The organism is Desulfurobacterium sp. (assembly GCF_027028515.1).
Lineage (GTDB): Bacteria > Aquificota > Aquificia > Desulfurobacteriales > Desulfurobacteriaceae > Desulfurobacterium_A.
The window spans coordinates 1-21,172 of the sequence record NZ_JALVIW010000057.1 but is presented as its reverse complement, the minus strand read 5'-3'; the positions used below and the strand labels follow the sequence as shown (position 1 = coordinate 21,172).

Below are 21,172 nucleotides of genomic sequence, written 5' to 3'. Positions count from 1 at the left end.
CTCCGTTACTTGTTTAGAATTCTGTCCACGTCTAATTTAATCTGTTTTTTCAGCTCTTCAACAGATTCAAACTTTCTCTCTTCCCGTATAAAGTCTATAAAGTCCACTTTTACGGTGGATTTTTCTTTGACCTCTAAAACCTCACCTATTATGTGGACTTCTAAAGTGGGATTTACACCTTTGAAAGTAGGTCTTACGCCATAGTTTGCTATGCCTTTGAAGGTTTTGCCGTCGTATTCCATGTTCACTTCGTAAACGCCAAATGGTATTACAAGTATTTTTTCTGTTTCAATGTTCACAGTTGGGAATCCCAACGTTTTTCCTATTCCTTGTCCTTTTACAGAAATGCCTATAACGAAGAAATTGAAACCCAAGAGGTGATTTGCCTTCTTAATTTGTCCATTTTCCAGTAGCTCTTTTATCCATGAAGTGCTTATCTTTTTTCCATTTTCAATAACAGGTGGGATAGATACTACTTTTATCCCGTACTTTTTTCCCAGGGTTTCTGCCGTTTTTACATCACCACTTCTGTTTTTGCCAAACTTCCAGTCAACACCAACCACTAATAAGTTGCAGTTACAGTTTTCAAGGAAGATAAAAAACTCTTCTGGAGACAGTTCTTTTATCTTCTCAAAATTTATGTTGTGAAGCTGCACGTTGAACTTTCTTGCCAGATATTCTCTCTCTCTTTCTGTGAAGAGCGGATTTTTGTTTCCTGGTGGTGGCCATATTGATAGAATTTCAACGGTGTCAGCTAACTTTTTTGCTTCTCTGATTAATTTCTGATGGCCCCGGTGAAAACTTTCAAACTTTCCCACTATGCATGATTTCATTGGCTATCCTTTCTCCGGAACTTGTCCCTATTCTATCGGCACCTGCAAGTATAAATTTTAAGACATCGTCAAGTGTTCTTATTCCACCTGAAGCTTTAACTTTAGCCTTCTTCCTTGCTATCGTTTTTAGAAGTTTGACATCATCGACAGTTGCACCGTACTTTCCGTACCCTGTTGAAGTTTTTAAAAAATCCCAGCCTGTATCAACGGCAATTTGTCCTACCGTAATTTTTTCCTCTTCTGTAAGGTAGCAGCATTCCATTATCAGCTTTATTATGTGATTTTCGCTGATTTCTCTTATTTGTGACAGTTCTTTTTCCAATTTTTGCCACCTTTTTTCTTTTACTAAAGAGATGTTCAGTACGACATCCAGTTCATTTGCTCCATCACTTATGGCTTTTTCTGTTTCAACAACTATGGAACGGAATGCGACCCCATGTAATGGGAATCCGATGACGGTGGCTATCTTTTCGGTAGGGAGAAACGTTGCTGCAAACTTGACGTGTTTTGGCAAAATGCACAATGTTGCAAAGTTAAACTTCCTTGTTAGTTCAGCACCTTTTACTACATCATCTTCCGTTGTGGTTGCTTTGAGGATTGAATGGTCTATCTTTGAAAGTATCTTTTCCATGGCAACTTCTCCTGATAAAGATTTAGCATTAGAAATATTATAACCTTATTGAGGGAGGAAATAATGAGATTAAATAGATTTCTATCGTATGCCGGTTTTGGTGCAAGGCGTAAAGTGGAAGAACTTGTAAAACAGCAGAGGGTTACTGTTAACGGCGAAGTCGTTGATTCTCCTGCAGTTGACATTGATCCAAAAAAGGATGTTGTAAGGGTGGACGGTGAGAGGGTCAGGCTTCCTAAAAAGTTTGTTTACCTTCTGTTTAATAAACCGCAGGGTGTTTTAACTACAATGGAGAAGGTAGAGGGAGACAGGAGAACAACAGTAAGAGATTTCTTTAGAAAGTACCCTGTAAGGATTTTCCCGGTTGGAAGGCTTGACTACAACACAGAAGGTCTTCTCCTTATGACAAACGACGGTGAACTTGCAGACAGGTTGATGCATCCAAGATACCACGTTCCTAAGACTTACATTGCAAAGGTAAAGGGAAAGGTTACGCTGGCAGAGGTAGAAAGGATGAAAAAGGGTGCAAAGTTAGAAGACGGTTTTATTAAGCCTCTGTCTGTTAAATACCTAAAACCAAGTAGAACCGGTAAAAACACGTACCTTGAAATTACTATAGATGTAGGGAGAAACAGAATTGTCAGGAGATTTTTCCAGAGATTCAAACATCCGGTCCTTAAATTGAAGAGGGTTAGCATAGGGCCTTTAAAGCTTGGAAATCTGCCAAGAGGATATTACAGAGAACTTTCAAGGGAAGAGGTTGAGAAATTAAAGGAAGCTGTAGGTTTAAAAGAGGGGGGGTGAGCCCCCTCACAAATTATTCAGGTTTTTTAGGGAGAACCTTTACAGGTTTTATGTATTCATCTGTGTATTTTTTCGTGTCGTAGACCTTAAGCTGATCAAACAGGAATCTGAACTTTGCTTCTAATGCGTCTAAAATGTTTTCCTTAATGTTTGATGGTAGATCCCAGAACTGTTTCTTAAACGGTCCAAATCCTTTCTTTCTAAGCTTATAAATAAACTGTTCCTCCGTCCAGCCCTCTTTCCACTCGTTGCTGAAGTTTTCTTTTAAGTATGCATATATCTCTTTTTTCATCTCTTCAGGAAGGTGGTCGTAGATAATGTTCTGGAATCCTGTTGCAAGATGAATTTCAGAGGCTTTCACTTCAGGGAACTTATGGAAGAGTTCGTCTGGAAGTGTAGAAGCACCGTGTTGAACGGCACCTGACATGCTGTATTTATTTCTTGCGACTTCGCCAATAGCCTCAAGAACAGAGAAGTTAAGTTTCACCTTTGCAATGCTTCCGTCAGGAAGAGGAATGCCACCATGCTCTGTTCCCGTTTGAACGCTTATCTTGCTTATGTAAGGGAGATCTTCGCCGTACTCTTTTAACGTTTGAAGATATCCTTCCATAAAGGCTTCAAACTCTTCTGGCGTGGAGTTTTTTCCACCTATATGACCGATTTCTCCACCGACGGATACAGTTATTCCTTCAGGTTCTACCTCTCTTATAAATGCTGTCATTTTTGCTGTATTGAGATAGTTGTGATACTGCTGTTCTATGAGTGTTGGTTTTGAATAGTCAACTAATGTTGATGGGTCGATATCTATGTTGTAAAAGCCCGCTTCAATTGCTTCTTTCGTGAGATCCTGAATAGCTTTAAGTTCTTTTTCAGGATCTTCAAAGTAGTTTTTCGCTTTAAACTGGAAGTGGTCACCCTGGATGAAAACAGGTCCTCTGTAACCTTCCTTAACAGCTGCTGCAAGTGCACAGGAAGCGTACTCTTCAGGTCTCTGATAGGTGTAACCTATCTCGGACTTTGCGATTTCAAGGATAAAGGCTGTCATGTCCCTTTCAACGGCAATTTTGAAAATTCTTCTCATTACGTCGTAGGACATGCCTCTGATGTTCATGGCGGGCACTGTAAACCACCTGTCTAATTTTTCCTTTCCCATGCCGTTTACGTAGAGGTCGTGTATAGATGCTGGAATTGCTCCAAATTCTACAGCTATAGCTCTGATAAGCCATCGGCTAAATCGCTTTGCATCGTCCTCGCCAAAAACAGCAGTGTAGATAAGATTGTCGATTAGCCCTTTTCTAACGGCCTCTTCGTTGATTATTTTTACACCGTTGTCGTTAACTTCAACGATACCATCAAGAGACTTTTTCACCTCTTCCAGATTTAAAGTTCTCATAACTTACCTCCTGAGTTTTAAATTATTGGAATTGCATAGTCTATTTTAATATAGATTGCTATAATTTTCCTCCGTTTATCAATCTATTTTCAAGGAGTTGTTGTATGTATGAGGTCAGTTTTAGAGGAAAATTGAAAGGTATTCTCAGGGTGCCGTCTGACAAGTCCATATCCCACAGGTCTATAATGCTTGCTTCTCTGAATCAGGGAAAAGTGATTGTGAAAAATTTTCTTCGTTCAGAGGACTGTCTCAATACGCTTAAAGCTTTTAAGTCCTTAGGGGTTGACATAGAAGATGACGGGAAGATTATAATGATACGTGGTAAGGGTAAGATTCTAAAAGAACCCTTTGATATTCTTGACATGGGTAACTCTGGAACATCTATAAGGCTCATATCCGGGATTCTTGCCGGTCAGCCGTTTTATTCCGTTCTCACAGGTGACAAGTATTTAAGAAAAAGACCTATGGACAGAATAGCCATTCCGTTGAGACAGATGGGAGCCACCGTTTTGGGTAGAGAGAACGGCAAGTATCCACCTCTTACAATTGTTGGCAGGAATCCACTTAACGGAATTGTATACAGAAGTCCAAAAGCCAGTGCTCAGGTTAAATCGTGTATCCTTTTAGCCGGTCTTTTTACAGATGAAGAGGTTTATGTCACCGAACCCGCAAAAAGTCGTGACCATACGGAAAGAATGCTTAAGGCTTTTGGTGTTGATGTTAAAGTTGATGGATTAACGGTTTCTCTCGGTAGAAATAGAAACCTTAAAGCAGATTTAGAAATAGATGTTCCGGCAGACATATCTTCCGCTGCCTTTTTTATGGTTGCTGCAGCTATCGTTCCTGGTTCAGAGATTGTATTGAAAGATGTAATTCTTAATCCAACAAGGACAGGTATTCTCGATGTAATGGAAAGAATGGGTGTAAATTTTGAAATTCTTAACAAAAGAACTGTTTCTGGCGAAGAGGTTGGTGACATTAAAGTGCTTTATTCCCCGGATTTAAAAGCGGTTGTAATAGAGGGAGATATTGTCCCCCGTTTAATAGATGAGATACCGATAATCGCAGTCCTTGCAACTCAGGCGGAAGGTGAAACGGTAATAAAAGACGCGGCTGAGCTAAGGGTTAAAGAAAGCGATAGAATCAGGGCTGTTGTTTCAAACTTGAAGGTTTTAGGTATTGATGTTGAAGAATTTGAAGATGGTATGAGAATAAGAGGAAAGGCAAAATTGAAAGGTGGGAAGATAAAAAGTTTTGGTGACCACAGAATAGCTATGTCTTTTATAGTTGCAGGTTTGATTTCTTCTTCACCGATTTATATTGATGATGTTCGATGTATATCAACGTCTTATCCTGCATTTTTAAAAGATTTCTTTAGTATAATTACATCCTGAGTCTTGACATATACGTGAGAAATTTATTAACATTGGGTTGATATTTGTAGAAATAATGGAGAAATTAAAAATTCAAGAAGCAGCTTTGGTAATTTAACTCTGTTATTGAAATTGTAGGGGATGGAGTAATGATAAATCTTGATAGTATCATAGGTGTTTTTACGGGGAGAAAGGTTCTTTTTACAGGGGTAGATATCGGCACTTCCAGTATTAAAGTTTGTAAACTAAGAGAAAGAAAGGGCCTTTACAGCGTTGTTAATTACGGTAAAATGGATTATGAAGAGTCTTATATTGTTGGAACAGAAATAATTGATTTTGTTTCTCTTTCGGCAAAAATGAAAGAGAGTGTTCAGGCTGTGGTTCCTGATGCAAAAAATATAGCTGTTCATGTTCCTCTTTCTCTCTGTTTTTATACCGTTATAAGTGCTTCTCCATCTGAAAATCCAGACGAGATAGCCCTTGAACACATAAAAGGTATTATTTCCGAGGATGACCTTGATAAGGTTGTGGTTAAGTATCAGGTACTGCCTGTTTCTATTTCTGAAGACCACATAGATATAGCAATAGCCGCCATTAAGAGAGACATTCTTGAGGAATACACTGCTCTTGCAGAAAGTGCAGGTTTGAAAATTCAGGTTATAGATATAGAGCCGTGTGCTATAAACAATCAGTTCTATCTCAATTACCCGGATAAAGTAATTGACTGCGTTTGCCTTGTTGACATTGGTGCAACATTTACAAAAATAGTTATCAGTTACGGTGGCTATCCATACCTTACGAGGAATATTGAAATTGGTAGTAATACAATTACAGAGCAGCTTCAGAAAGAGTATCTAATAAGTTACGGGGAGGCAGAGAGGCTTAAATTTGGAAATGACATAGAATCTATCTCTTATGATAAAGCTTTAGATGAGGTTATATCAAAAATAATCAGGAAGATATCAACAGAAATTATCTGGGCGATAGACAACTTTAATGACCGTTTTGGAAGAGATGTAAAAGAGATTTATCTATTCGGCGGTGGAGCAAAACAGAAAAGTTTAGTTTCCCTTTTAAAAGCTTTTACAAACAAGAAGGTTGAGCTTGGAGAGCCTTTTTATTTCAGCGGTATTGAAGGTGCTCAGGAATTTGCTGTTTCTTGCGGACTAAGTCTAAGATTTAAGGGTGACGAACATGCTAAGGTTTAATTTTTTAGAGAAAAAAGAGACTTTCGTAGAGAAGATTTTAAAGCCGGACATTATTTTGGCAGTGCTCCTTGCCTTAGCGCTGACGGGTGGCCTAAGCTGGTATACTGGTCAGCTTAAGCTGGAAGAACTTTCTTTGAGGAAAGAAAATGCTAGGCTGGACAAGGAGTTGGTAAGACTCAGGAAGATTCAAAGAGAGGAAAAGCTGCTGATCAAAAAGAGGCAAGTTCTTAAGAAAAAGTTGCAGGTTATTAGTGAGCTGGATAAGAAAAGAGAAGTGCCACGTTACATATACTTCTTTGCAGCAAGGAATAATGTTCCTTATGGTGTCTGGCTTATTGGCCTTCGCCAGTCGGGAAACAGCCTGTTTATTGAAGGTGGTGCTTACAATTTGAAATTGGTTTCCAAATTCTTAAAAAATGTGGAACAAAATCTTGGTACTGTTAAATTTAAGCAGACGAGTTACGAAGAATACAAATCTAAAGAGAGCAATAAAACTTACCACTACTATAAATTTCAGTTTACTGTGGAGATGAAGTGATGGCATTTGAAGGATTCCTTGACGATTTTAAAGAAAGGTGGTCAGAAATACCTAAATGGCAGAAATGGATAGCTTATATAGTAATTCTTATTATTATATTGTATGTGTATAAGATGAATGTGATAGATCCTCTTAACATGAAAATAGAACAGTTGAACAGGCAGATTTCTCAAAAGAGAGTTCAGGTAGCAAGGCTTCTTGCCGTTGAGAAAAGGAAGAATGAGCTTAAGAAAGAGATAGTAAATCTGAAATCCAGAATAGCTGCCCTTGAAGCAAAACTGCCGACAGGTAGAGAAGAGGTGAGCGGTATAATAAAGTCAATAGCTAAAAATACCGGGAATACGGAAATAGGGTTAATTAGAAGAGGTAAAGAGCAAAGCAAAGAATATTACAATCAAATTGATTACACGGTTGTTATGAAGACAAGATTTCCGAACTTCATATCCTGGTGTAAAAGTCTTGTTAAAGCAAACAGAATAATGACTTTCGGTGACATGTCTATGGTTGGCCTGGCACCAGAGAAGAAAAAAATGACTGTAGAAAAGATAGTTAATGGAAAAAGGCAGAAAAAAGAAAAAGAGTACTATTCTTATAAATATACGGTTCAGGTTAATCTTAATTTAAATGCTTATACGCTTAAGAGGTAACAGATGAAGGGATTTTTAAAAGCTATTATCCTAGCTTTGCTTTTTTCGGGAGCCGCTCATGCCTATATTGATCCGTTTGTAAACCCTATCTACATTCGTGAGATTGCAGAGTGGCACAAGAAAGAAATGGAGCTTGAAGTGAAGAAAAGGATGATTGTTGTAGTTAAAAAGCCTAAAGTTTTCGATTTAAAAATGCCACCTATAGATAAGCTTGTTCTTGAGGGTGTGATAGGTAGCGGCAATACTTTAAAAGCGGTGGCTGTTGATCCTGAAACCGGTAAAGTATATTTGATATCTTCCGGAGATGTTGTTGATGTAAACGCAAAAGTTTTGAAAGTTCTACCCGACAAATTAGTTTTAAAAGTTTACAAGGAGAAGGGAAATAAGCTTATCTCTTCTATTGTCACTATCAACTTCAATTCGGAGGAAGGGAAATGAGAAAATTAATAAATATATTAACAGTTTTGCCTATTATCGGCGGTTCAGTCTATGCTGGAACGATTTCAAATGTTAATCTTATGAATATTAATGGCGAACTGAGAATAACCCTTTTAACAGATGAACAGTGTATTGTTTCTGAAAGTAGAGCGGGCGATATTTATAATCTTTATCTTAAAAATTGTAAGATTGCTAACAAAAAGATTTTTGGCCGTCAGGATGATATCACTAAAGTCATTGATATTATTCCTCAAAATAAAGGTACATTAATAAAGATAGTTCCTGTTAAGAAGGTGAAAGTTTCTTATTCTTCCTATCCCAGGGCTACAACAATTGTTGTAGCCCCTTACAATCTTGTTTCTCCTGTTGTAACTACTACCACGGATGGCATTAATATCACTGTTAATGGTGACGTTGAGTTTTCCATATCAAAATCACCAGGGAAGATTATTTTAACAGCTGAACAACCTGTATTAAAGACAACAGAGAAGAAGGTGGATTCTCCGTTCGTTGACAGGATTTCTACATACACATCTGGAAATAGATCTTACATTGTTATAAGTTTGAAAACAGAAGTTCCAGCTCAGGTAATGAAGGTTGGCAGGACCTATGAAATTAAGTTTTTAAAACCCATGGCTACGGCTTCTTCTAAGTTAGGTAATAAGAAGATTAAGCTTGATTTTACGAATGCTGATGTCAGAACGGTTGTGAGGGCTATTGCAGATACGGTTGGTGTGAACGTTGTTTTTGATCCTGACGTAAAAGGAACAGTTTCAATAAGGTTTTTAACACCTGTAAACTGGCAAGAGGCACTTAAAGCTGTTCTTGAACCTCTTGGTTATACATACGTTAGAGAAAAAGATTATCTTCGAATAGCTTCCAGGAAGACCCTTATGCAGGAGGTAAGGTACGAACCGGTTAATACTTATATCGTTCCTCTAAATTATGCTTACGCTTCCGAAGTTGCAAAGCTTATAGAAAAGTATCTTGGCAGCGCAGAAAGTAAAAATTCTAAAGTAAAGGCGGCAAGTAAAGAACTTGTTGAAGTTGATGAGAGAACCAACAGTCTTATTCTTAAGGTGACTAAAGAACATTATGACAGGATAATGGACATTATCAGACATACTGATAAAATTACCAAGCAGGTTTCTATAGAAGCAAAGATAGTTCTTGTTAGTTCAAATTTTGAAAAAGATTTAGGACTAAACTGGAATCTTGCATTTTATACCGGCTCCAACTGGCGGCATTCGTATAAAACTGGAAGCTTTCAATTGAATGACGGTATTTCAATTCCAAATGTTATTTCTTCTCAAGCTATAGGAAATATTTACAATATTCCTTCTCAACCTTATACACTTGCTCTTGGAATTCTTAATAAAGGGCAAAGTGTAAGAGCTGAGCTTGCTCTTAAGGCATTAGAGTTAAATGGTGATAGTAAATTAATTTCTCAGCCTAAAGTTGTTACTCTTGATAACAAGGAAGCAACTATAGAACAGGGTATGGAAATTCCATATAAAGTTATAGACCAAAACGGAAATATTTCGACGGAATTTAAAAAGGCCTCACTTATTCTTAAAGTTAGACCTCATGTAACAAATGATAATAAAATAGTTCTTGATCTTGAAATTAAAAAAGACAAGCCGAATTATGATTATGTTGCAATAACCGGCAATTCTGAACCTGCTATAGATACCCGGAATGTAAAAACGCAGATAATGGTTAACAATGGTGACACGCTGGTTATCGGTGGTATTTATGAGCAGGAGAAATCCAAGAGTCAAACGGGAGTACCTGTACTTTCAAAGATACCTCTTCTCGGATGGCTCTTTAAGAATGACGTTATAAAAAATAGCAATTCTGAGCTTTTGATATTTATTACACCTAAAGTTATAAGTCCTTCCAGCAAGTAGGTTTATGGACGGATTTCTGCTGATAGATAAGCCTTCGGGCGTTACCTCTTTTGACGTTGTGAGGGGCGTGCGGAGGCTTTTCCCTTTCAAAATCAAGATTGGTCATACCGGAACACTTGATCCCCTTGCTACCGGTCTTCTTATCCTTTCTGTTGGTAAAGCTACGAGGTTTGGAGAGTACCTTTTGAAACAGGATAAGTGTTACGTGGTTGGCGGACGTTTTGGATTCTCAAGTGATACTTACGATACCGACGGTAATGTTAAAAATATAGATATGGCAGGTGTTTCAGAATATAGATTTTTAAATGTACTTTCCTTTTTTAAAGGTGAAATAGAACAGGTTCCACCTTCCTTTTCCGCCATAAGAATTAAGGGGAAAAGGGCTTACGAGTTTGCAAGGAAGGGTGAAGAGGTAAAGCTAAAGCCAAGGAAGGTTACCATTTATTCTATTGATGTTCTTTCTTTTTCTTATCCCGATTTTTCTCTTAAAGTCTGCTGTTCTTCCGGAACTTACATAAGGTCTTTAATTCACGATATAGGTGTTGCTTGCGGTGGTGATGCTGTCGTTACATCTTTGCGCCGCGTTTCCATTGGAAAGATATCTGTTGAAGAGGCAGTTTCCATTGATATCCTGAACGCCGATAATGTTGGAAACTACATTGTTCCTGTAGATAGAGTTTTGCCGTTTGATAGGTTGACAGTTACCTCTCCCTATTCTTGCTGGTTTTTAAATGGCAGGCATTTTCCTGTTCCCGTTTCCGATGGCAGGTACTGTGTTGTTGATGAATCCGGTAAGTTTTTAGGCGTTGGTAGCGTTCATTCAGGCGTTTTGAAACCTGATAAGGTTGTTTCTCGATAGCTTTTCAAACTTCTCGGCGGTTGTCAGTATTGTTTTTTCATTTCTATAGATGACAAATCCCGGCGGTGTACCTGGCGGTTTTTTCAAATTTTCCGCTTTTGTGAAGTCCACCTTGATCTTTCCCGATTCTCTTCCTCTGCTATAGAAGACGGCTGCTGAAGCGGCCGTTTCTATGTCTTCATCATCTGGTGTTTCGTTCCTTTCAAGCCTCAAAATTACGTGAGAGCCGGGAATTTCCTTTGTATGGAACCATAAATCCCAGGGATTTGCTACTTTTAGTGACAATATTTCGTTTTCAATCCGATTTTTTCCAATGAGAATGGTTTTTCCCGAAGGTAGAATGATTTCTCTAAAAGGTTTTGTCTTTTTCTTCTTTTTATTTCTCTTTTCCAGAATGAGGCTATCTTTAATTTCCTGCAGTCCTTCATAGTTTTCTAACTCTTTTACTTTTTCCTTTAAAGCTTTTAGCCAGGCAATTTCTCTTTTTAATTCTTCTTCTGCAATTTTTTCGTGTTCAGCCCTGCTTCTTAATCTTTTTGCTTTTTTAAATATGGCATTCAGGTTTTCTGACGGTGTTTTTGCAGGATCTATTTTTATGGTTATATCTTTTCCTGTTGTGAAATCCCTGACCTGCACGGACTCTGTTCCCGGTTTTAAAAGGTGAAGATTGTATTTTAACAGTTCTCCCTTTTTCTGAAACTCTTCAGCTTCTTTTAAAAGTTTTTCCGGTTTTTCTATTTGTTTTAATCTATTTTCGGCTGTTTTTAGTTTTCTATCAATGATTTTGCTCAATTCTCGTTTTATTTTTCCAATTTTATCACTTTTTCTATTCTCTCTTGTAAAGTAGTCCCAAGCTTTTATAAAACTTAAGTCTTCCTCAAAGATTTTAAACTCTATTCCTGATAAGCAGGAGTATTGGAACGTTGTCAGTATTTTTGGTTTTCCGTTCTTAAAGTAGATGAAGGCTGTTTTTGAATTTTTGTGTTTTTCCATAAAAGTCTGGTAGGCTTTTTCAAGAGGCATTCCCTCTCTCATGTAGAAAGCTATTTCTTTACAGTTTAGCGGTGATAGGCCTGCTACGTACTTGTAGAGGGTTTTTTCAACACCTTCAGGCGTTACCTTTCCGAATGTTATCTCTTTAAAGGTCTTTTTGTTTAAGGGGGGCGGCTGGTAAATTTTCCCTATTTCGGTTTCTCTTGCAGATGTCAGGGCTTCCTTTGCCCGAAAGAGAATTTTTCCGTTTTCTTCTGTGAAAAAGATGTTGCTGTTTTTTCCTGTTAGTTCAGCTATTAACTGGTAATTTTCCATTCTTCCAGAAACAGTTATTTTTACAAGCTTAAAAACAATAATCCTGTCGCAGTTGAGTGTTTTTACTTCCCTGATAAAAAGGTTTCTGTAGCGCTTTAGTAGCGTTCTGTTTTCAATTCTCCCTTTTTCTATTAGGATGCCGTTTGGATTTGTGAGGACAAAAGTGAAGATTTTTCCCTCTATAGATATTTTGAAATGGTTGTTAGTTAAATCGTATCCGACGATTTTTTTCTTTTTGAAGTGGGTGTTAAACTCTTCAGCTACTTTTTCGATGTAGAGGGTGTCCATCTTGTCTCCTGATTATGGAAAACTTGTTTCTTTTCCACTGCTGCTTTTATTGATTTAAGATTTGCTCTTACAAACCGTTCGGCGGTAAGCAGTCCTTTTCCATCAAGTTTAACGAACGGATTTTTAAGTTTTCTGTTAAGGTTCAAAGCTTTTTCAATCTCTTTTTTTGTCGTTCCTGTCCCTCTTAATGTTTTTTCAAACTCTTCAAGTGCAAGTTCCCTGGCTTCGTGAAGCTTCATCTGTATCCTGCTTTTAACGTTTACTTCGCTGTCTCCCGATGTCTCTACAGATACAAATATCGTTTCAGGGTAGTCAGATATTACCTTTGACTGAACACCGTCACTCTGTGTTGAGGGCATGCAACCAAAAGGTTTTAACGAAAGTGTCATATGCGCCCTGTGAAATTTAACGTTGTATATGTGTTTTGCCACTTCAAGGTGTCCTTCTCCACCTGTTACAAAGGGGTCATAGTACTCTTTTGCAAGATTCCATAATAGTTTTTGGGAAGGGAGCGTTCCGGTTCTTTCTTTCACTGTGTGTCGTAGAGTTTCAAACAAACATCTGTAAAATTCCTGAAGTCCGGTTAGGAAAGCTAATTTTTTTATTCTTTTGATGGAAATGCCTTTTGCTTTGATTTCATAGAGTGTTTTTTTTCTTTCTATGTAAAGCTGGTAGTCTATCCATATGGATACAGGTTCTACTTTAACTTCAGCTCCTTCTTCCTCAAGCCATTTGTGGATGTGATAGTTTCCGTCGCTCTCCGTTGTCTGAACCCAGAACTCGCCAATTACATTTACTATCGGTTTGGGGACGCTGTAGTTTATTTCTATCTCTGAAAGAAAGTTCTTTATTTCTTTAAGTCCTTTTATTATGTCCTTTGTCTTTCCGCTGTTTCTTATAATTCTGAACATTATTTCCGTTGCTTCTTTAAGCTTTTTGTCAGTTTCACCTTTTTCAATTTCGTAAGGTCTGATTTTGTAACCTAAATCCCTTAATATGTCGGCTACCATTATCGCCTTCATGAGGGAATAGATTAGATTCCATGTTAGCTTTATTTCACCTTCAGCAGAAAAGGTTGTTTGGTTTAAAAGTGAAACTTTAAGTTTTTCAAAACCTGCTGATTTTAGCGCGTTTTTGTACTCCATTTCGTACATTCCAAACCTGCATGGGCCGCAGGCACCGATTGTTACGAAGGTGTATTTATCTTCAACGTTTATTCCCTCTTCAGCCTGTTTTCTCAGAAAGTTGATAAGATTTCCAACGGTGAAATAGACAGGGTTGCACATTCCTTTGTCGCACAGTTCTCTTCCTGTTTTCAATGCGTCTATGTCCGGTTGAGGTAAGTGCTGTGCATCGTAGCCAAGATGTTCAACGGCTGCTTCTATCAATCTGTCATGAATCGGAGTTAAGCTGCCAAACAGGATAGTTTTCATTTCCTCATCCTCACTTCAGAGAGTCGTTTTTTAATGGTTTCAATAGAAACTGCCCCTTCACGGAGGATTTCGGGTGCGGAGCCTATTAGTGAAAGCAGCGTGGATGGAATCGGTGTACTTCTTCCTTTTATGCAGTACTTTACCTGCCCTTTAAAATAGCTGTGGCACTCCTGACAGCTTTCTGCCGGTTTTTCTCCCTGAATGTTGGCACTTGGTGCAAAGAGTGGTACCGTTTCGGATATGAGTTCTCTTAAAGGTTTGAACGCCGGAATTCTTACTGCAAGGTTGCTTCGGTTAAACAACGTTTTAAAAGGACTTTCCTCGTTAAGAGGTAGTATTACAGTTAACCTTTCCGGCCAGATTTCTTTTAAGAAATTTTCATATTTTTCTGGAATGAATACGCCGTACTTTTTAAGTTTTTCAACAGAGTTAAAAAGAACTATTAGTGGTTTGTTTTGGTCTCTCTTTTTTAACCTGTAAGCGGTTTCAATTGCAACAACGTTCAGAGCACTACCTATAAGACCGTACTGGGTATCTGTGGGAGAGCAGAGAATTTCTCCCGACAGAATGAGCTCTTTTATAATATTAAAATCGCTTTCAAACGTCAGAATCTTCACTTTTCATCTCTATAAGGTGCTTGTTGTAGAGGAATATAAGTTCCCCTTTGTCGCACCTTAGTTCTTCAGCCATTGCGTTACATTTTGCCTTTAGTATGAAAAAGATATCTCTGTCGTTAATAATTTCAAGAGTTTCAATATTTGCCTGCCCTTTCGATATGATAACATGGGCTTTATTCCATGCTTCTTTGAACTCTTTTCCTGCGTAGGCAAAGTCTATTCCTATGAAATCACCGCCAGTTGTTATGAGTTCATCGGCAATTTTGTCTATACCACTTTTAAGAGCATCTTCTATCGTTGCGTCGTTGAGTATGGGGCCGCCCCTTACGGCGAACACAATTTTCATTCCCCTTTCTTTTAAATATCTTAAGAGGAATTTGTCAAAAACGATTTCACCTGCGTTATCGGCAACGTAAAGGACTGTTTTCCCTGCCACTATGAAGCGTTCAAATATCTCTTTATCGTAGTAGGCAAATCTCTGGTGTAGAATCGTTTTTACCTCTTCTGTAAGATCAAAGGAGGAAGGTTCAAACGTTTCATTTTCCTTTTTGTCGCTTTCCCTTGGAATGCCAAAGTCTATAATGTTTCCCACGGCAGCAAGTCTTACCGCTATATCCAACTTGTCTTCTGCCGGTTCGTAAAATGTCTTTTCAATTTCGGGTTCCCATCTCAGTGCTATGTCTGTGTACTTGTCTTTTAGTGGTTTGAAAGGATCGTTTACGCCAACGATCTTTTTAAAAAGCCTATGGATGTAAGTGGCGTTGTGTCCCGGTGATTCGTCGGGGTTTAGGTTTTCGGCTACGAAACGGGAACATTCCCTTAAAACCTTCAGGGATAGTTCCCGGTCGGCGTCTATGAATTTGAGTATGTTGTAAACCTGCTTTATATAGCAGGGAATACATTCAGGATAGACTTTCATTATCAGCCCTCTAATACCTTTTTCTTCATGGCTTCTCTGTAGCTCTTAAGTTTCTCTTTTACTTCCGGGTACTTTATAGCCATTATTTCAGCTGCAAAAACAGCTGCATTTTTTGCACCGGCCTTTCCTATAGTTACTGCTGCAACAGGTACACCGCCAGGCATCTGAACTATAGACAGCAGAGAGTCTAATCCGTTTAGTGAAGATGCGTCGATCGGAACACCGATTACTGGAAGGATTGTCTTTGCCGCTATAACACCGCCAAGGTGGGCAGCGTATCCGGCAGCTGCAATTATCACTTCGTACTCTTCCTCGGCTGATTCACAAAACTTTATTACTTCGTCTATCGTTCTGTGAGCTGATAAAACCTTTACGTCGTATGGTATGCCAAATTCCTCTAACGTTTTAAAGCAGGATTCCATTACAGGCATGTCTGATTTGCTTCCCATTACTATTGCTACCTTTTTCACGCTTCCTCCCTTCCTTCAGCTTTTACATAGTTTATGAGAGTTCCAATTCCTTCAATTTCAATTTCAACTTTGTCTCCATCTTTAAGAGGTCCTACCCCTGGAGGTGTTCCGGTGATTATAACGTCTCCCGGGAGAAGGGTCATAATCTTTGATATGTAAGAAACGAGGTAGAACGGCGAAAATATCATATCGGATGTATTACCCTGCTGTTTTACTTCACCATTTACACGGGTGGTAATTGGTAATCCTGTCGGGTCTATGTTCATATTTATCCACGGGCCGTAAGGAGCAAATGTGTCAAAAGATTTAGCTCTTGTGTACTGAACGTCCTTTTTCTGCAAATCCCTTGCTGTTACGTCGTTAAAGCAAGTGTATCCTAAAATGACGTTCCTTGCCTCTTCCTCTCTCACGTTTTTACACTTTCTGCCTATTACGATAGCTAACTCTCCCTCGTAGTCCACCCTTTCAGAAGCGGGCGGTAAGATAATTTTCATTTTATTTGAAATAACTGCTGTTGAGGGCTTCATAAAAAGTAGAGGTTCTTCCGGTAGAGGTTTTCCCATCTCTTCTGCGTGGGCTTTGTAGTTAAGACCCACGGCAACAACCTTGCTTACCTTTGTTGGCGGCAAAAATTTTACCTCTTTTATGTTGTAGGTTTCCTCAAGTGGTGTTACAGATTCCATGAGGTCTGAAACGCGCCGTTCGGCAACTGGTATAACGTCCCTTCCTTTTACTATGCCGAAGAATACGCTATCCCCTTTTTTGAACCTTCCAATTTTCAAAGTAGCCTCCTCCATAACGGTTAAAAGACAAGAAATATTATACTCTAATTTTTCCCTCTGCCGTTGTAGCAGTAAAAAGAGATATAATTTCTAAAACAGGGAGAGAGGTAGATTTTGAGTTCCGATTTTCTAATTGTTATTCCTGCAAGACTTGGTTCAACGAGGCTTCCAGAAAAACCGCTTAGACTTTTGTGTGGTAGACCGCTGATAGAATGGGTTTACAGAGCTGTTTCTGCCTTTTGTGCCAATGTTTTAGTTGCCACGGACAGTAAAAGGGTGGCACAGGTTGTAAGGCGTGTCGGTGGTGAAGCTGTTCTGACGCCTTCGGATCTTCCGAGTGGGACGGACCGTGTTGCAGAAGCGGTAAGGATTTCAGGTTCTGATTTTAAATATATTGTGAACGTTCAAGGTGACGAGCCTTTTGTAAAAGCGGAGCACGTTCTTCCTGTAGTTGAAAGGTTAAGGGCAGGTGACAGGTTTGCAACTGTTGCTGTTCCTTTTTCTTCTTTTGAGGAAATAAATAAACCTTCAAATGTAAAGATTGTGAGGGATAGAGAGGGATATGGTGTCTACTTTTCAAGAAGTCCCATTCCCTATGATAGAGATGGAAATCTTTTACCAAAAGACTATCTTAAGCACGTAGGAATTTACGGCTTCAGGAAAGATGCCCTTTTTGATTTTGTTTCGTGGGATGAAGGCTTTCTTGAAAAGGCTGAAAGACTTGAGCAGCTTAGAATTTTAGAACACGGTGACAGGATATACGTTTGCACCGTTGAGCATTATGGAATGGGTGTTGATACTGAGGAAGACCTTCTGAAAGCAGAAAAACTACTGAAGGAGAAGTTTAATGGCTGCTAAACTGATATTTATCACAGGTGGTGTCCTCTCTTCCATAGGTAAAGGCATAACGGCATCTTCGATAGGAACCCTTCTTGAGAGCAGAGGTTTGAGGGTTACAATTCAAAAACTTGATCCTTACCTTAACGTTGATGCCGGGACGATGAATCCCTACCAGCATGGAGAGGTGTTCGTGACCGATGACGGTGCTGAAACAGATCTTGATTTAGGGCACTACGAACGTTTTACTCACAGCGTAATGAAAAGGATAAATAACGTTACATCCGGACAGATATATCAGGAGATAATTTCAAAAGAGAGGAAAGGAGAATTTTTGGGGGCTACCGTTCAGGTTATCCCTCACGTTACAGACAGCATAAAAGAAAAGATAAGGAAAATAGCTTCTTCAAATGTTGATGTTGCAATAGTGGAGGTTGGTGGAACTGTTGGAGATATTGAAGGACTGCCGTTTCTTGAAGCTATTAGGCAGGTTGGTATAGAAGTTGGAAAAACCAACGCTATCTATATTCACGTTACGTATGTTCCCTACGTCAGGGCTGCAGGAGAGCTTAAAACAAAACCGACACAGCATTCTGTTAAAGAGTTAAGGGCAATAGGTATCCAGCCCGACATTATAGTCTGTCGTTCTGAAAGGACAATTCCTTCTTCCGTTAAGAAGAAGATAGCCCTCTTCACGAACGTTAAAGAACGGGATGTAATAAACGCTAAGGACCTTTCAACGATTTATGAAGTGCCTCTTCATCTTAAAAAGGAAGGGATTGATGAAATAATACTTGAGAAGCTTCAGATACCCGCGGGAGAGCCTGAACTTGACGAGTGGAAGGATTTTGTTATCAGGGTTAAAAAGCCGGAGAATGGAGCGGTTTCAATAGCTGTTGTTGGAAAGTATATAGAGCTTCCCGATGCCTATAAGAGCATAATAGAGTCTTTTGTCCACGCAGGGGCTGAGAACAATGTGAAGGTTGATATAAGGTGGGTTAACGCTGACCCTATTGTTTCTGAAGAGCCGGAAGAGTATCTGGAAGACGTTCACGGTATCCTTGTTCCAGGTGGGTTTGGTGAGAGAGGTGTTGAGGGGAAGATAAAGGCTATCCGCTACGCAAGGGAAAACAAGATTCCGTTCCTTGGTATATGTCTTGGCATGCAGTGTGCAGTAATAGAGTTTGCAAGGAACGTTGCTGGATTGGAAGGTGCCCACAGTGCTGAGTTTAATCCGGAGACGGAATATCCGGTTATAGATTTGATGGAGTCTCAGAAGGGTATTAAGGAAAAAGGCGGAACAATGAGACTCGGTGCCTATCCTTGTGTTTTAAAAGAAGGTACAAAGAGTTTTACGGCTTACGGAGAGAAGGAAATTTCTGAAAGGCACAGACACAGGTACGAGTTTAACAACCGCTTTAGAGAAGTTCTTGAAAAGGCAGGACTTACCATTGCAGGAACTTCACCTGACAACTCACTTGTTGAAATTGTGGAGATAGAGGATCATCCGTGGTTTGTAGGTGTTCAGTTTCATCCTGAATTTAAATCGAGACCCTGGAAACCTCATCCTCTCTTTGTTGACTTTGTGAGAGCTTCTGTTGGTAGGAGAGACAATGTATCATCTTAATGCAGCTAATCTTTTTTTGCAGGACGTTATATCTTTAATCGCCATACTTAATCCGGTGGCAGCTGCCGCCGTTATGATATCTCTTTTGCCGCCGGAAACACCGAAAGTCGTTACTGATAGTATCGCACTCAGAACGGCGAGGCTTGTTTTTATTGCCTGTATTGTCACCCTCTTTTTTGGTGATTTAATTTTTAAGATTTTCGGTATAAACATCAATTCAATAAAGGTTATTGGTGGTCTTGTGCTTCTTGTTCTTTCATTAAACATGATTAACGGTAAGCTTTCCATAGGAACAAAGCATACCGCCGAAGAGATTTCGGAAGCTGCAGATAAAGAGGACATATCGATAGTGCCTCTTGGGATTCCAGTGCTTTTTGGTCCCGGAGTTATTGCCACGGTTATTATTTTAAAAGAGAGAAGCATGACGCTGTTTACTCTTGCACTTCTTATATGTGCAATAGGTGTTGCTTCATGGATTACTTATATTGTTCTTAAAAATGCCAGAATACTTATGAAGCAACTTGGTATTACAGGATTTAAGATAATTACGAGAATCATGGGGCTTATTGTGGGTGCAATAGCTTCTCAGTTTATTATTTCTGGTGTAAAAGTTTTGTGGTTTAAGATGTAGGCAGGAAGAATGGAGGTAAAGGAGCTTTCAGGGAAAGAAATTACCACTATTGGAATAGGTGGACATTTTCCAGTTTTTTTCCCTGAAAATGAGAGGGAACTTTTAGAACTTATCTATGAAGATTTCTTTATTATCGGTGGTGGAAGCAACCTGGTTCTCCCGGATAAACTCAATCTAAAACTGATTTCTCTTTCAAAATTTAAGAAGTTTTACTTTAATGGTGATTATCTTTTTGCCCAGGCAGGTGTTAGAGTAGGTGAAATTTTAAATCTTCAGATTAAAAAAGATTTTTCCATTTTTGAATTTTTGGCAGGAGTTCCGGGTGTTACCATTGGAGGAGCAGTCTATCAGAATGCCGGGGCTTTTGGCAAGGAAACTGCAGAGCTTATAGAATCTATAAAGTACATAGCTGAAGAGGGGAAACTTAAAGAACTGTCTGATACTTCAGGTTTTGGTTATAGAAAATCACCTTTTTCGAAAAAGGACATTATTATTAGTGTAAAGTTTAAGGTTGAACATTCTAAGAACATGAAAGAAACCATAAAAAGTCTTGTAAAGAAACGCCTTGAGAAACATCCACCATTTTATCTGAAAACTGCGGGCTCTACTTTTAAAAATCCTAAAAACTGTTCTGCCGGCTTTCTTATTGAATCAGCTGGTTTAAAGGGATTTTCTGTAGGTGATATTCAGATTTCCAAAAAACACGCCAATTTTCTCATTAACAGAGGCCGTGCAACATTCTCAGATTTTTGTAAAATTGTAGATGTTATAAAGAATCGGGTATTCAATAGTTTTGGTGTTGAGCTTGAACTTGAAGTTAAAATTCCCGGTTTTAAACTCTAACTGTGTGAGGTATATCATGAGAAAAATGCTGATTTTTCTTTCTCTTTTTATTGTTCCTTCTGTGTGTCGTGGCGGTGTATGGGAAACTAAATGTTCTAACTGCCATGGTCTTATAGCACCACCTAAAAAAGAGCTGCTTCAGAAGTTCAAAACGCCAGAGGATCTTGTTGCAAGGGCCAGAGCACTTGCAGATAAGAATATAATGCCCTCTTTTGATTTTGAGGCAGCTGCGCAGGAGCTTTTTAACAGTGCCGCAACAGTTTCTGTGCTCACTTCTCTAAATTCAACAAAAGGTGTGGATTTAAAGCCGCTTCCTTCTCTCCCGCCCATACCTCCAGATAACTCCCAGACACCTGTTAAAATTATTCTTGGAAAAATGCTCTTTTTTGAAACAAGGCTCTCTAAAAGTAACACGATTTCATGTAACACCTGTCACAACATATCTTCTGGTGGTGACGACAATCAGCCTGTTGCAGTAGGTTACGGCTGGCGTAAAAGCTTGAGAAATGCACCCACCATATTTAATGTAGGTTACCTTAAGGTTTACGGCTGGACAGGGAAAGCAAAAACTCTTGAAGAGATGATAAAGATGAACATTCAGGATCCCGTTAAAATGAACTCTTCTGAGAATGTAGCAGACAAACTTAAAACGATACCTGAGTATGTTGCGCTTTTTAGGAAAGCGTTTCCCGATGAAGGAGATCCTGTAACCTTTGATAACATAGCAAAGGCAATAGCTGCTTATGTCCGAACTTTGAATACTTTTGGTTCGCCTTTTGACAG

General features: G+C 39.0%; 22 protein-coding genes. 13 read left to right on the top strand and 9 right to left on the bottom strand.

The genetic code is table 11. The features are described 5' to 3' along the window. Nucleotides 1–5 precede the first annotated feature (5 nt). Together ribF and deoC are read right to left on the bottom strand one after the other, a co-directional pair. A complete protein-coding gene (gene ribF / locus MV676_RS05460) occupies nt 6–833 on the bottom strand; it encodes a riboflavin biosynthesis protein RibF (protein WP_297445730.1) in 828 nt (275 codons plus the stop codon). After that, nucleotides 805–1,464 carry a deoxyribose-phosphate aldolase gene (deoC, locus tag MV676_RS05455; protein WP_297445729.1) on the bottom strand — a complete coding sequence of 220 codons (660 nt, stop codon included), beginning with the start codon at nt 1,462–1,464 and terminating at the stop codon, nt 805–807. Before deoC ends, ribF begins: the two co-directional genes overlap by 29 nt. Before the next feature lie 63 nt (nt 1,465–1,527). Between deoC and MV676_RS05450 the strand changes: the two genes are divergently transcribed. Then, a complete protein-coding gene (locus MV676_RS05450; protein ID WP_297445728.1) occupies nt 1,528–2,268 on the top strand; it encodes a pseudouridine synthase in 741 nt (246 codons plus the stop codon). A gap of 13 nt (nt 2,269–2,281) precedes the next feature. Here the strand turns inward: MV676_RS05450 and MV676_RS05445 are convergent, their stop codons facing one another. After that, complete coding sequence (locus MV676_RS05445) at nt 2,282–3,661, bottom strand: class II fructose-bisphosphate aldolase (protein ID WP_297445727.1); 1,380 nt, start codon at nt 3,659–3,661, stop codon at nt 2,282–2,284. 104 nt (nt 3,662–3,765) lie between these two features. Between MV676_RS05445 and aroA the strand changes: the two genes are divergently transcribed. The 7 genes from aroA to truB all read left to right on the top strand — a co-directional run bounded on the left by aroA (nt 3,766) and on the right by truB (nt 10,634). Next, nucleotides 3,766–5,055 (top strand): 3-phosphoshikimate 1-carboxyvinyltransferase, encoded by a 1,290-nt coding sequence (gene aroA / locus MV676_RS05440; protein WP_297445726.1) that lies wholly within the window; start codon nt 3,766–3,768, stop codon nt 5,053–5,055. A gap of 128 nt (nt 5,056–5,183) precedes the next feature. Further along, nucleotides 5,184–6,242, top strand: a complete 1,059-nt coding sequence (gene pilM, locus MV676_RS05435; protein ID WP_297445725.1) for a pilus assembly protein PilM — start codon at nt 5,184–5,186, stop codon at nt 6,240–6,242. Beyond that, nucleotides 6,229–6,780 (top strand): PilN domain-containing protein, encoded by a 552-nt coding sequence (locus MV676_RS05430; RefSeq protein WP_297445724.1) that lies wholly within the window; start codon nt 6,229–6,231, stop codon nt 6,778–6,780. Before pilM ends, MV676_RS05430 begins: the two co-directional genes overlap by 14 nt. Beyond that, nucleotides 6,780–7,427, top strand: coding sequence for a type 4a pilus biogenesis protein PilO (pilO, locus tag MV676_RS05425; RefSeq protein ID WP_297445723.1), 648 nt, complete (start codon nt 6,780–6,782; stop codon nt 7,425–7,427). The genes MV676_RS05430 and pilO overlap by 1 nt, the downstream gene beginning before the upstream one ends. A gap of 3 nt (nt 7,428–7,430) precedes the next feature. Further along, nucleotides 7,431–7,865: a hypothetical protein gene (locus MV676_RS05420; RefSeq protein ID WP_297445722.1), complete on the top strand. Its 435-nt coding sequence runs from the start codon at nt 7,431–7,433 to the stop codon at nt 7,863–7,865. Continuing rightward, nucleotides 7,862–9,775 carry a type IV pilus secretin PilQ gene (pilQ, locus tag MV676_RS05415; RefSeq protein ID WP_297445721.1) on the top strand — a complete coding sequence of 638 codons (1,914 nt, stop codon included), beginning with the start codon at nt 7,862–7,864 and terminating at the stop codon, nt 9,773–9,775. Before MV676_RS05420 ends, pilQ begins: the two co-directional genes overlap by 4 nt. Nucleotides 9,776–9,779: 4 nt before the next feature. Next, entirely contained in the window at nt 9,780–10,634 is an 855-nt protein-coding gene (truB, locus tag MV676_RS05410) for a tRNA pseudouridine(55) synthase TruB (protein ID WP_297445720.1), read from the top strand. On the opposite strand, the gene MV676_RS05405 is transcribed toward truB, so the two are convergent. From MV676_RS05405 to MV676_RS05380, 6 genes are read right to left on the bottom strand one after another with little or no spacing between them, the layout of a single operon-like run. Then, nucleotides 10,596–12,230: an NFACT family protein gene (locus MV676_RS05405; RefSeq protein ID WP_297445719.1), complete on the bottom strand. Its 1,635-nt coding sequence runs from the start codon at nt 12,228–12,230 to the stop codon at nt 10,596–10,598. The two genes, truB and MV676_RS05405, sit on opposite strands and share 39 nt — an antisense overlap. Further along, nucleotides 12,203–13,663, bottom strand: a complete 1,461-nt coding sequence (locus MV676_RS05400; protein ID WP_297445718.1) for a hypothetical protein — start codon at nt 13,661–13,663, stop codon at nt 12,203–12,205. Before MV676_RS05400 ends, MV676_RS05405 begins: the two co-directional genes overlap by 28 nt. Next, a complete protein-coding gene (locus MV676_RS05395; RefSeq protein WP_297445717.1) occupies nt 13,660–14,280 on the bottom strand; it encodes an L-threonylcarbamoyladenylate synthase in 621 nt (206 codons plus the stop codon). Before MV676_RS05395 ends, MV676_RS05400 begins: the two co-directional genes overlap by 4 nt. Next, on the bottom strand, nt 14,261–15,199 hold the full coding sequence (locus tag MV676_RS05390; RefSeq protein ID WP_297445716.1) for an ARMT1-like domain-containing protein: 939 nt from the start codon (nt 15,197–15,199) through the stop codon (nt 14,261–14,263). Before MV676_RS05390 ends, MV676_RS05395 begins: the two co-directional genes overlap by 20 nt. A gap of 2 nt (nt 15,200–15,201) precedes the next feature. Continuing rightward, on the bottom strand, nt 15,202–15,669 hold the full coding sequence (gene purE, locus MV676_RS05385) for a 5-(carboxyamino)imidazole ribonucleotide mutase (protein ID WP_297445715.1): 468 nt from the start codon (nt 15,667–15,669) through the stop codon (nt 15,202–15,204). Next, nucleotides 15,666–16,451 (bottom strand): fumarylacetoacetate hydrolase family protein, encoded by a 786-nt coding sequence (locus tag MV676_RS05380; RefSeq protein ID WP_022846451.1) that lies wholly within the window; start codon nt 16,449–16,451, stop codon nt 15,666–15,668. The genes purE and MV676_RS05380 overlap by 4 nt, the downstream gene beginning before the upstream one ends. A 114-nt stretch (nt 16,452–16,565) precedes the next feature. On the opposite strand from MV676_RS05380, the gene kdsB reads away from it, so the two are divergent. The 5 genes from kdsB to MV676_RS05355 form a co-directional block, all read left to right on the top strand. Next, complete coding sequence (gene kdsB, locus MV676_RS05375; RefSeq protein WP_297445714.1) at nt 16,566–17,309, top strand: 3-deoxy-manno-octulosonate cytidylyltransferase; 744 nt, start codon at nt 16,566–16,568, stop codon at nt 17,307–17,309. Next, complete coding sequence (locus MV676_RS05370) at nt 17,299–18,915, top strand: CTP synthase (protein WP_297445713.1); 1,617 nt, start codon at nt 17,299–17,301, stop codon at nt 18,913–18,915. The genes kdsB and MV676_RS05370 overlap by 11 nt, the downstream gene beginning before the upstream one ends. Continuing rightward, nucleotides 18,902–19,546, top strand: a complete 645-nt coding sequence (locus tag MV676_RS05365) for a MarC family protein (RefSeq protein ID WP_297445712.1) — start codon at nt 18,902–18,904, stop codon at nt 19,544–19,546. Before MV676_RS05370 ends, MV676_RS05365 begins: the two co-directional genes overlap by 14 nt. A gap of 9 nt (nt 19,547–19,555) precedes the next feature. After that, nucleotides 19,556–20,389 (top strand): UDP-N-acetylmuramate dehydrogenase, encoded by an 834-nt coding sequence (gene murB, locus MV676_RS05360; RefSeq protein ID WP_297445711.1) that lies wholly within the window; start codon nt 19,556–19,558, stop codon nt 20,387–20,389. A 16-nt stretch (nt 20,390–20,405) separates the two neighbouring features. Beyond that, nucleotides 20,406–21,172 (top strand): cytochrome-c peroxidase (locus MV676_RS05355; protein ID WP_297445710.1); only part of this gene is annotated, 767 nt, incomplete at its 3' end.